Origin of the sequence: Salinimicrobium sediminis, from assembly GCF_900215295.1 — a bacterium.
Lineage (GTDB): Bacteria > Bacteroidota > Bacteroidia > Flavobacteriales > Flavobacteriaceae > Salinimicrobium > Salinimicrobium sediminis.
This window is the reverse complement of the sequence record NZ_OCMF01000001.1, coordinates 1,175,082-1,187,614: the sequence shown is the minus strand read 5'-3', so window position 1 is coordinate 1,187,614 and position 12,533 is coordinate 1,175,082. Positions and strand designations below refer to the sequence as shown.

5 protein-coding genes are annotated in these 12,533 nt (G+C 40.3%); all 5 read right to left on the bottom strand.

The window, feature by feature from the left end:
* Positions 1-121 precede the first annotated feature (121 nt).
* The 5 genes from CRO16_RS05400 to CRO16_RS05375 all read right to left on the bottom strand — a co-directional run bounded on the left by CRO16_RS05400 (position 122) and on the right by CRO16_RS05375 (position 12,513).
* A complete protein-coding gene (locus CRO16_RS05400) occupies positions 122-3,370 on the bottom strand; it encodes an efflux RND transporter permease subunit (protein ID WP_097055284.1) in 3,249 nt (1,082 codons plus the stop codon).
* 120 nt (positions 3,371-3,490) lie between these two features.
* Positions 3,491-4,573, bottom strand: coding sequence for an efflux RND transporter periplasmic adaptor subunit (locus CRO16_RS05395; RefSeq protein ID WP_097055283.1), 1,083 nt, complete (start codon positions 4,571-4,573; stop codon positions 3,491-3,493).
* Positions 4,574-4,866: 293 nt separating this feature from the next.
* Positions 4,867-6,186: a TolC family protein gene (locus CRO16_RS05385; protein ID WP_097055281.1), complete on the bottom strand. Its 1,320-nt coding sequence runs from the start codon at positions 6,184-6,186 to the stop codon at positions 4,867-4,869.
* 292 nt (positions 6,187-6,478) lie between these two features.
* Complete coding sequence (locus CRO16_RS05380; RefSeq protein WP_097055280.1) at positions 6,479-7,771, bottom strand: 5'-methylthioadenosine/S-adenosylhomocysteine nucleosidase family protein; 1,293 nt, start codon at positions 7,769-7,771, stop codon at positions 6,479-6,481.
* Positions 7,768-12,513 carry a type I phosphoribosyltransferase gene (locus tag CRO16_RS05375; protein WP_097055279.1) on the bottom strand — a complete coding sequence of 1,582 codons (4,746 nt, stop codon included), beginning with the start codon at positions 12,511-12,513 and terminating at the stop codon, positions 7,768-7,770. The genes CRO16_RS05380 and CRO16_RS05375 overlap by 4 nt, the downstream gene beginning before the upstream one ends.
* Positions 12,514-12,533 lie beyond the last annotated feature (20 nt).

Below are 12,533 nucleotides of genomic sequence, written 5' to 3'. Positions count from 1 at the left end.
TTTGTGTTTCAAATTTTTTAGTCATCACACTTTCCGCCTCCCTTTAGGGCAGGGGCAAAGCGGAAAGTGGAACCCGCAACCCGCAACCCGCAACCCGCAACCTGCAACCGACAACTCACAACTAAATAACCTCCTCAGTTTCTCGTTTTTCGGTTACAACCGGTTTCTCCTCCCTGTCCTCATACTTCTTTCTCTCTATCATATAGTACACCAACGGCACTACCAACAGGGTTAGGAAAGTCGAGACAATAGTACCTCCCATAAGGGATATCGCCAATCCCTGGAAAATTGGGTCGAAGAGGATCACGAAGGCTCCGATCACTACCGTTCCGGCAGTTAAGAGGATTGGCGTGGTCCTTACAGCCCCGGCTTCGATCACCGCCTGTTTCAACGGAATTCCGTCTTCCAGTCTCAGATTTACAAAGTCGATGAGCAGCACCGAGTTCCGCACCATGATCCCGGCCAGCGCGATCATCCCAATAAAGGAGGTAGCGGTAAAGAAGGCACCCATGATCCAGTGACCCAGAACAATTCCTATCAGCGATAGCGGAATGGCTACCATCATCACTATTGGAGCTTTAAAGTTTTGGAACCAACCCACGATGAGGATATAAATGATCACAATCACTCCCAAAAATGCGATCCCAAGATCCCGGAATACCTCCAGGGTGATCTGCCACTCTCCATCCCATTTCACGGTGTAGTCATCTTCATATTGCGGCTGACCCATATACAGGTCACTTATCTCATAACCGGCAGGCATGTCGATCTCCTTCAGTTTTTCTTCCATTCCAAGGATAGCATAAACAGGACTCTCGAGTTCCCCGGCCATATCGGCCAGCACGTACACCACTCGCTTCTGGTTCTTACGATAGATGCTCTTGTCCCTTAAGACTTCTTTAGGCTCTACCAGATCGGCTATTGGGATCATTTGACCACTTTGGGAAGCGATCTGGATATTCATGATATCCTCAACCGAAGATTTTTCCTCTTCATCCAGGGTAAGCACGATTCCCACCCTTTGGGTAGCTTCTTCATCATAAAGCTGCGTAATGGCTCTTTCCCCCATCGCGGAGTTCAGGGTATAAACGATCTGCTGGGGAGCAATGCCATTGAGCATGGCTTTTTCCTTATCTATTTCGAATTCGTACTCTTTTTGATCCGCTTCGACCATCCAGTCAATATCCACCACATCTTCGGTATTGTGAAGTATGGTCTGGATACTGTCGGCAAGTGCGATCTGTGTCTCATAATCGGGTCCGTAGACTTCAGCGACTATGGTAGACAATACCGGAGGTCCCGGCGGAACTTCCACCAGCTTGATGTTGGCTCCGTATTTATCTCCTATCGCCTGGATATCCGGGCGCAGCAGTTTTGCAATGTCGTGACTCTGCAGATCACGATCTCCTTTTGGCAACAGGTTCACCTGGATATCGGCAGTGTTACTTGCTCCGCGCAGGTCGTAGTGACGTACGAGTCCGTTGAAGGTGATTGGGGCAGAGGTGCCAATGTAGGTCTGGTAGTTCACTACCTGTTCGCTTCCGCTTAGGTATTGACCTACTTCTTTGGTCACCACGGCTGTTCTTTCTAAAGTTGTTCCTTCGGGCATGTCAATAACCACCTGGAATTCATTCTTGTTATCAAAAGGCAGCATCTTTACGGCTACGTCTTCAGTAAAGAACAGGGCGACAGAACCCAGCAGGAGTAGGGCAGTTAAGCCCAGGAAGCCCCAACGGATCTTCTTGTTATCGATAAGTGGTTCTTCAAAGCGTTTGTATACGCGGTAGATCATCGAATCTTCAATGCCTTTTTCAGCCTCTTTTACCGGCTTTCCTTTTTTCTCCTTTTCACGTAAAAAGATGAATCCGAGGTACGGAGTAATGGTCAGTGCCACGAAAAGGGACAGGATCATCGCAATAGAAGCTCCAATAGGCATTGGGCTCATATATGGTCCCATCAATCCGCTTACGAAAGCCATTGGCAGCACCGATGCAATTACCGTAAAGGTTGCCAGGATTGTTGGGTTCCCAACCTCGTTGATGGCATAGAGTGCGGCCTGTTTGAACGGCAGGCGTTTCATCTTAAAGTGCCGGTGCATGTTCTCGGCAATAATGATCGAGTCATCGACCACAATACCGGTCACGAATACCAGTGCGAACAAGGTGATCCTGTTCAGGGTGTAATCGAGCATATAATAACTAAGTAGCGTAAGAGCAAAGGTGATAGGTACCGAAAGGAATACCACCAGTCCGCCACGCCATCCCATGGCCAGCATCACTACCAGGGTTACGGCTATGATTGCGCCAATAAGGTGCAGCAATAATTCTCCCACTTTATGAGAAGCGGTCTCGCCGTAGTTACGGGTAACTTCCACATGTACATCTTCAGGAATAAGATTTGTTTGCAGATGCTCTACTTTTTCCAGGATCACATCGGCGATCTTCATCGCATCGGCTCCCTTGCGTTTGGCTACAGATAAAGTTACCGCAGGATATTCCCCGGGATATTCCGAAGCATCTATTGCCTGTCCAAATCCAAAATTCACGTAAGATTTAGAGATCTCGGGCCCATCCTGTACCGTGGCAATTTGCTTCAGGTACACCGGTTGCCCGTCATTCACTCCCACGATGAGGTTCTCCACATCCTGTGGGGATTCCAAAAAGCTTCCGGAGCTAACCAGAACTTCGCTATCGTTACGGTCAAAACTGCCCGAGGAAAGCTGCTGATTGGAAGCCTTGATCTTTTCAGTAACCCCAAGCAGATCCACTCCGCTGGCAGCCATCCTGTCCTTGTCGAGCACCACGCGCAGTTGTCTGTCACGGCCACCAATGGTGTTCACTATAGAAACATCTTCAACTTTTTCGATCTCATGGCGCAGTTCATTGGCCATTTGCCGCAGCTGGTAATCGTCATAATTTTCGCTCCACAGGGTGAGCCCCAGTACCGGAACATCGTCAATAGCCCTCGTCTTCACCAGCGGCTGACTCACATTGGGCGGAAACTGGTCCATATTCTTCATGAGCTCGTTGTAGAGCTTCACATAGGAACGTTCAATGTCCTCGCCCACGTAGAACTGCACGATCAACATCCCCTGTTCTTCCATGGAGGTAGAGTAGACATACTCCACACCCGGAATGTTGGAAACCATTTTTTCCAGGGGTTTGATAATACGCTGTTCCACCTCGGTAGGGCTGGCACCCGGGTAGCCAACAAAAATGTCGGCCATGGGCACATCGATCTGCGGCTCTTCCTCGCGTGGAATTAAAAATGACGCGTACACACCCACGATCATGAACACGATCATGAGCAACACCGTCAATTTTGAATTAATAAAGCCTTTGGCAATCTTGCCTGCTAATCCTTCTTTCATATTTTCTATGGTTCTTTGGGCGTTTCCCCACCTTCGCTAAAGCTTCGGCGGGGTCAGGCTTTCGGCGCTATCTCCCTTCCTCCGGTCGGGAGGATAACTGCCTCAATCCTTAACGCATCTTTACTCCTTTACACTAACTTTTGCTCCGTTGAACAATTTTCCGTCTGCCGAAACTATATAAGCCTCATCGGGGTTGAGTCCGCTAAGTACCTCTACACGGTCACCGTAGGTCCTTCCCAGTCTTAGCCATCTCAGCATCGCGGTATTCTGCTGACTCACCGTATAAACACCCTTGAGGTCACCACGGGTCACGATGGCTTCTGTGGGGATCATTACCGCTTCAGCAGTGCTTTCCTGCTTCTCTACCGGAAATCTCACTGTAGCATACATCCCCGATTTCAAATCTGCTTCAGTATCTTCAAGAGCTACTTTCACCAGGTATTGTCCGCCGGTGTTGCTGGCCGAAGTACTAACTTCCGCCACGGTGCCGGGAACAGTCTGCTCAACAGACTTTACAATGACGTCCACTTTGGTTCCGGTTTCTATTTTTGAAATATTGGACTCCGCAACTCTGGCAGTTACTTCAAAATTCCCCGGAGCTTCTACGGCTAAAAGCGGCTGACCCGGATTGGCCATAGTACCTTCCTCTGCGAATTTGTTAGTGATGACTCCGCTAAAAGGAGCACGTATGTTCACGTAAGCGAACTGGGAGTTCACTTCATTTCTCATTTGTTTAGCTGCTTCTAGCCTGGCCTGCGCCATTTCAAAACGGGCGGTCTGGTCATCCATTTCTTTTTGGGAAGCCGACTGCTCTAAGAAAAGGGCCTTAAATCTTTCGTAATCTTTTTTAGCGTTATTGTAGGCGGCTTCAGCTTCGGTGATACCGGCGTTTACCTGGGCACGTTTGGCCTGCAGGTCGCTGTTATTGATAGATACCAGTAACTGGCCTTTGTTCACCTTGTCTCCCACGTTCACGTGGATGTCATCGATGAACCCCATCATTCGGGTGCTAAGGGTGGCGCTGTTTACCGCTTCGATTTGTCCGCTGGCAGTGAGAAAACGGTCTCCCGTCCCCGATGGTGTTTCCACCTGCACCGGTACTACGGGACCTTCATTCACTGCCTGTTTTTTATCATCGCTGCCACAGCTCGTCGCGAATAATCCCAGGGAAGCTAATGCTATTGTGTATATTGTTTTTTTCATCTCTATTGGTTCAAGGTTTAAAGTTTAATGTTCAAAGTTTCTTTAATTCAAAATTCAAGGTTCAAGATTCAAGATTGTTGTTCTGTATTCCCGACTCCCTTTTTCCCCCCGCCCCCTAAAGGGGGAGAAGGGCATTTGTGTTCAAATATTATTTCGTTTCCAGTAGCGCTTCGATCCTTCGCTATACTCAGGACAGGCTTTCCTCCTGCTTCGCAGTCGGGCTCAGCGTGACATTCGTTATAATTGGAATTTGGTGCTTGGAATTTGGTGCTTCCAATCTCAATACTCACTACTCAATTCTCAATACTACTCGTCAAAAATTCCAAATACGCCACCGCATAATTATATTCATACACCGTCTGATAATACTCCAGTTGCTTTTCTGAATATTGTGTCTCGGCTCCTAAGAGATCAGTGGTTTTTTCAAGGCCTTGCTCATAGCGGTTGTTACGAATGCGCAGGGCTTCTTTGGATTGTTCCAGGGCCAGCTGCGTCAGCTGCAGTTTGTTCTCTGCATCCCTTAAGGCGCGGGTGGCGCGGTTCAATTCCATCTGACTCTGGTGGACGTGTTGTTCCAGTTCCAATTCTGCCTGTTTGAATTCGGCTTTGGACTGCTGGGTTTTTCCGAAGCGCTTGCTTCCGTCAAAAACATCCCAGGTCAATGCGACGCCGGCCATGTATCCGTTGGCGTCTCCCTGGAAGATCTCGTCATCATAGAGCTCATAACTTCCGAAGGCATTAAGCCTTGGCAAAAAAGCCAGTTGATCGGCCCTGTACATTTTCCTGCGTGCCCCGGCTGCCAGTTCCATGGCTTGGATGTCGGCACGGTCGCCGGGAAGTTCAGAAGCGGTTACGGGATTCAACTGCACACTAAGAGAATCTTTTGGAATGAGCACCACGTCAATGGAATCGCCCATGAGGAACATGAGATAATCGCTCGCGTTGTTCACATTACTCCTGGCGTACTGTAACTGGTTATTGACTTCGGTCACGCGGACTTCCACTGCCAGCACATCAGAGCGCTGCAGATAGCCCTGCTTGAAGTTGTTCTCGGCCAGTCTCAGGTTCGCCTGTGCTGTTTCCAGCGCCTGCTCCAGTACGGTCACCGCTTTGTGAGCGAGCTGCAACTGCATATAGGCTTTTTCGGTTTCAAGTTTCATGTGGTCCCCGGTGCGTACGCTCTGCAGCTCTGTGGCCTGCATCTTGTCCTTTGCAGCGCTCCGCTGCCAGATGCCGTCCAGGTTGATAAGCGGTTGTTGCACTTCTACCTTGGTAGCAAAATTGTCGATACGGTCGGGATCGTTAAGCCGCGCCGGGTCAAAATCGGCCTGGGTGACGATCTCCTGGTTCAGTTTGGAACCAAAGGCCATAAGGGGATTATTGGTGGTCATCCCGGTGTGGGAAACACTTATATTGGGTAAAAAGACTGCATTGGTTTGCCGGTACTGGGCACGGGCTGCCAGGAACTCCTGCTGAGAGATCCTTAACCGGCTGTTATTCTCCTGTACTCTTTCCAGGATCTCCCTTTTCCCAATAGGCACCGTCTCCTGCGCCTGCAGGAGAAAGCTTAAAAACAATATGGGAATAAGGGCAAGGGTTCTTGTTCTTTTCATCTCTTAAAATTTGTGAGACAAAAATACCCTTAGAGAAGGCGGTGGTCAGTAACTTTTGTTACCTACAAGTGTAGCATTTGTTACAGAAGGGGGATTGATGAATCGATTTTGATGGAAGAAAAGCTGAATAACGATTACCAATATTAAATTGTAAAGTAGAATGTTAATAGTTCTACTATTCTGGTATATTACTTCACCGAGTACAAGTTTTTAACCGCAATACAAGTTCCTAATTTTTATTTTAATTTGTGATTTGACATAGGTTGTTTTGAGGAAAAAGGTGTGCAGCTAATTATTTTAAAACTCCATCATAAATTAAATGTTTTAAAAACAGAGCGCTTGTGTTGGCGGCAAAACGTTTTGCTTTGTCATTTTTCTCCGTGGTTTTATCCATTACTGATTTGAAGATTACCCATTTAGTTTTCCCTTCATTTCCGAACTGACATGCTCTTGCTACCCCATAACTCTCCATTTCAACCGCCACAGTCTGTCTATCCACTGACCTTATATGATCCTCAAAAAAACCATCCTTGTTAATTACCATAGTGCTACAAGCCATTGGTTCAAAATGTATGTTAATTGGACTACCCCAAATTTTTACAATTTCTGTATTATTAATTTCTTGTTTAATCCGTTCCACTTCTGGATCCGTCCAATCTTTTAATTGAAATTCTAAAATTGAATCATGTTCTATTTGGAATTTCTCTATACTTATTTTGATTTGATTTCCTTCTTTGTCGAACAATTTGTCGTAATTTATTTTTTCGCCATTTTTATCATATAAATCAATGTTGTTTTTTTCTCTATCAACAATATCAGAAACCTTTCCCTTCTGAAATGTAAATATTCGTTTTGCTAAGACAATATCCCCAAAATGGGTATTTTTGCCTCCTCCGCATACACCTGACATTAGCAGATACTTGGGGCTGAATAGATCTAACATTTGAGTTGCAATTATAGCCGAATCGACCATTCCTGTTGCATTGGGAACAGCAGCAATTATTCGTCTTTCTCTTTGACCATGTAAATGACCAACTCTATATTTCTTATTGCCTACCGTAATTGATTCTTCATCAAGCCAATTGAAATGTGGCTTAATTGCTTCATATTCATCTTTGTATAAAGCTGTAATTATACCAAATTCGAAATTGGGAGTGTTAATCAATTTTGTTCCTCTTTTTAATAATTCTGATTTGGTTGTAGCCTGAACCTTTTCTTCATTTAAATTCGAATAAACGTCATGATACTTAAAGACGTTCTTCTCAGGGATACCCTCGTCCACCATTTGATGCTTAATTTCCTTTTCATCTCCGTCCGAAATATACATTACATCCAATGCCTTATATTCTTCTAGAATTCCTGAAGTCGCAAACCTTTTTATACCATTAATTCTTTCAGTATAAAATACATGTACAACTAAACAAATCAGCTCCTCATCATTTAATCTTTCTAAGTGTGCGTTAAATGACTCTAAACTGTCAACTTGATTTATCGATTTAAAAGATGTACCCAAAAATTCTTGTGACTTCTCGAAGTTTGTTTTGGTGTCAAACACAAATAAATTTATATTTCTGGTTTTAATCATAATGTTTGGAATTTCAAAATTTGATCATAGTTTCCTTCCTTAATCTGGGCTTGATATTCAAATCCAAAATGGCCGGCTGTTGAAAGAAGGTTGAGACATTTGGTGCCTTCTCCATTACTGTTGGAGTGGCTAATGTCTGCAATTGGATTAATAATGTGGAGCTGAATACCGTTTGAACCTATATCCTGAAGACATAAATATACCTCTGCTCCTTTTTCTTTTTTACAATGATTTTTAAGGTTGTTTATTAATTCATCAATTATTAGTTTATAAGAATAGATTTTTGGTATTTGGATTTTTAAATGGTTTTTATTTAATTGATTATCCAGCTTTACTTTTAATTCTAACCTCTTCAACTCTTTTTCTAATTTTTGGTAGAATCGGGACCAATCCGTCCACCGATGCTCAATTAGTCTGTGAAAATCTGTGTTCAATGAAAAGTTCGATTGAATTAGTATAGTATTCCTTTCAATCTTTTTTAATTTGTTGATATCGTTAAACGATTGATCAATTGAAAAAATCATTGTTTCATTAGCTCCCACAAGTGTTCTTAAAGAATCAGAGTCCCTTTCTGTAGTATTAAGCAACTTGAAATAAGGGAAAGGAGCAAGGTACTCCTCATACGTAATGGAAAAAGTTAATATTGGGGAAATGAAATTAAAGACCTGGAACCAACCTTTAACTATTGCATCCGATAGAGATGAAGGGATCGTTTCTTTAGATTCTATTTTGTCCATTGCCTCTCTAATCTTACCAAGAATCAAAGAGATATTATGATTAAAAGAAATTTTGTCATCATGCAAGTCTGGTTCTTTTTCCTTTTTGTAATTTTCTCTTAACGTCCGTAAGAGTGATTCTATATCCGTACCTGAGGGCAAAGTCTTTAAAAAATTATAGAACTTTTTTATTTGTTTATTTAGAGTTACATTATCTGTTTCTACATTTTCTAAGATTTCTTTAAATTGATTATCAAGTCTTTTAATTCTTGTTTCTGATTTTTCGAGAGGGAAATATTTCAGCAGTTTATAAAGAAAATAGTTAACTGTGGATTGACTGTCGGAGGAAAAAATTAATAGCTTTTTCAAGTTATTATTTAATATGTCAAGTAAAGTTTCATCTTTGTAAATAATAAATAATAGATGAATCATATCTTTTTTATTCCATTGATAACACAACAAGTCTTGTGGTATTTTATTTTCAATAACAAATAATTCCACAAATTTTTCTATTTTATCAACCACATCCGGAATGACCGCTTTGACTTTATCAAATAAATATGGTTCGTGTAAGAAAACGGCACATACGGCCTCAATCTTTCTATAGGGAAAATGTCCTCTCTCTTTTGAATTCTTGGATTCATGATAGGAAATAAACTGATCGAAAAATTGGAAATATTCTTTGTAAAATCTGTATTCAGAAATCTTTCCAAATTCATTACGCACAAGTGCGAGTTCGTCATGAATTGCAAATCCTTCTTTGGTTTTTAATAAATAAGAACTATTCCCTTCTGAAATTTCTTTAGGAGTAATCTCCTTTTTGATAGTTTTTACAAGAGTCTTAATTCCTTGTGGAATATTTGGTAATTGAATTAATTGATCCAGCCATTTATTCTCTTCAATTACTGGGCTCTTGGACTGATGGTACGTCGGGATGTGCCAGTTACTCCCAAAGAATATTTTTACAGGAATTTCCTTCCCTCCACTGTCTATTTTTTTTATTCTTGAAAAGAATTCTCTTTTATGGTTGTTAATTCGGCCTACAAGGGACAAAACAGTTATGCTTTTAACATTTAAAAAGGATACTTCATCAATCATCTGGGATATAGATTCACCTGAGCAAGAGCCGTCATCAAGAATCATAGTTCTTTTCTCTCTACTAATTTGAACTAAATATTGAGGAGGATGTGGAAAACGCCATCCTTCATTGGTTAGAAATCTCTCCAACTCAAAAAAAAGAGTGTTGTGATTCTTGAAGTACTTGTCCTGCAACAATTTGAAATCAATCTTATGAATACCTGAAGATTTCGGATAAAATACCACCCCAATTTCTTCTAGAGAAGTTTGTTTCTGTAATGCGTCGAAGAGTTGGGTAATTAAATTTTGAGATTTTCTTGGGTCGGATAAAATAGAGTGCATGTTAAAAAAGTACGGATGCACAAGACTATTAAAATTAAAATAACCTACCTGTATTTGATCTACCGATATTAATTTTGCAAAATCCTCATTATTGAGAAGAACCGATTTATTATAATTACTCTCATCAATTCCCTGAGTTATTGGTGTATTGGTAAAAGGATTAATTCTTATTACTTTCAGTTCTCCATGTTTCAACTTTGCAGAAATATTATTTCGGGTATATTTTTTAAGGGGCTTTTTATAAACCGAAATAATTTTATTTTTAATTTCAGAATAATTGTATTTATCAGGGTTAAAATCAGTATCGATTGCATCAACAAGGACTCCTATTTTTTCAATTGATGCTTCTAATATATTCAGTCTTGAAATAAAACGTTCAACCATGTAACCTGTAGAAACAACATCGCAAAGAAGAATTACTTTTGAGCCTTTATAAATACCTTGTTTAAATTCTGCTTCCTCCTCGAAAGAAAAGTAATTATTTAAACGAACATAATTTTTACGATCTCCTCCCAACCGGGATTCAAAGTAGTCAACTATCTTATGACTGCTAGAGGTAATTCCTACAAGTATATATTGGTTCCAATCATCAATAGAACTTTGAATTTTTCGTAGTAAAATTTCATTGAGAAATTTGCGTTTGTCTTCATCCGACAAGGCGTCAAATAATTCTAAATATTGATATTGGTAATAGTTGCCATTACAAAGATAAACTGTGTCCTTTGAAGATTTTATACAAGGAGCAATTATCTTTTCAATTTCACTATCTTCTATTTTCGATGCTTCACCTGTATAATGTAATTTTAATTGAGTAGAGTTAATAATAGAAACTAAATTTCCATAATTATCATAATGGTTAATATGACCAATAATTGCTTCTGGATTTTCAAAGTCAGATTTCCTTAAATCGTGTTCTTCAAAAAGAAGTTTATTTAATTTTTCGATGTCTTGTTCAGAAAATATACCCAGCCAAAAAATTTCTAATTCATTGTTATCAAAAAATACGAAAGGCGTTGGATGTATTTTAAACCTTCGGTGGACTTCTTCTAGATCTAATAGTTGATCCCTTATTGAAGCTAAAAATCTTTTTGAAGGTGGATTTACTACAATAACATTGTTATTCAGGTTTATTCTATAATCAGTGCATAGAAAAAAGATAATTTTCTTAGTAACTCTTTCATCTATTTCCCAACCAGTAAAGTCCAAATAAATTAATGTTTCAGAATTATTTTGAATTTTCTTAAGAAAGGAGTCGAAGAGTATATTGTAAAATTCTCCCTTATCCGTTTTCTGGTTTTTTTGTTCAGTTTGTATTTCAAAAAGACTTACATGTTTTACTTCATTTTTCTTAAAAGAATATTCGGCAAGTGAGTCGTAAGGTTTAATGGAAGAAGAGTCAATTTCAAATTGAATTTCCCTTTCTGGTATATAAATAGTAAATAATGTTCCTGGAAAAATCTTTGACTGATCCCCAAAATACCGCACAGCTTCCTCCATCGATTTACCACACGAGAAGTCGAAGGCAATTTTTCCATAGTGACTTCGAGCAATGATAACCCCCTCAAATCTTTTCACGACTGAAAGCAGATCAAATAACCCCCGTGGAACAGCAAATTCTTTAGAATACTTATCTTTTAATTCATGTTGGGAAGAATCATGTTTAAAGGCATATTCAAGAATTCGAGTATCTTCATTTTGAGATGTATGTTCTTTACTATACCCAGTGCCGGTATTCCTATAGTAGGCTGATTTCAAGGTTTTAGGAATTCCTTCCCCGAAATCAACAAAGGAGAGTTGAAGTAAAGAACGGTTTAGAAACACGTCCGGGTTATCCATTTCAACATAGAAATCTCTTAATTCAGGAAATGATTCTTCTTTGAAGTTTCTTTTAAGGATTTCCTGCACCTTAGCCTTCCCCAATCTTTCTGTATTTAGCTTTCTTTTTAATACGAGGCTCAGGAAAGCTACTTTACTTTTAGGGCTAAAAAGGCTTTGGTCATAATGATCTAAGAAATTTTCAAATAACTCTTTTGATACGATGGAAGTTAGAGTTTCATTATGGAATGGTAAGTAACAGTTATTCTCGTGTAAAATTTCACTTGTAGCCGCTTCCAATCTGTAAATTTCGTGAAGCTTTTCCACGATCCTTTGATCATCGTAAGATTCGATTTTTTCTAGGGTGACAAATGGTGTTATACCATAGCTCTCATAAATTTCTTGTGTGACTGTCTGAATATTATATTCTGCTCTCAGACGTTCAATAAAATTGCCGTCAATATCAAAGTATAGATTGTAATCTTTGTGAGGAACAATTGAATAAATTTTCCAAACATCCCATAATTGTATAATTTGTTTGGCTTTTCTCTTGTTAATTGTTTCACTAGAACCATCTTTTAAAAATTGTACATTGAAGTCAATATCCGAATCAATTAAAGACTTAAACAATCCAGTAAAAGTAAGTAGTTCTTCATTCGACATCCATTCAACTTCAGAAAAGTCAAAAACATATTTAATTGTTCTTCCTCCTGTAGCAAAATGTTGATAAAAAGTATCAATTAGCTCATCAAGATGTTTTTCAGCGACCTTCTTATTCAATTTATAGGTCATTATATTTTTAAAGCTCAATT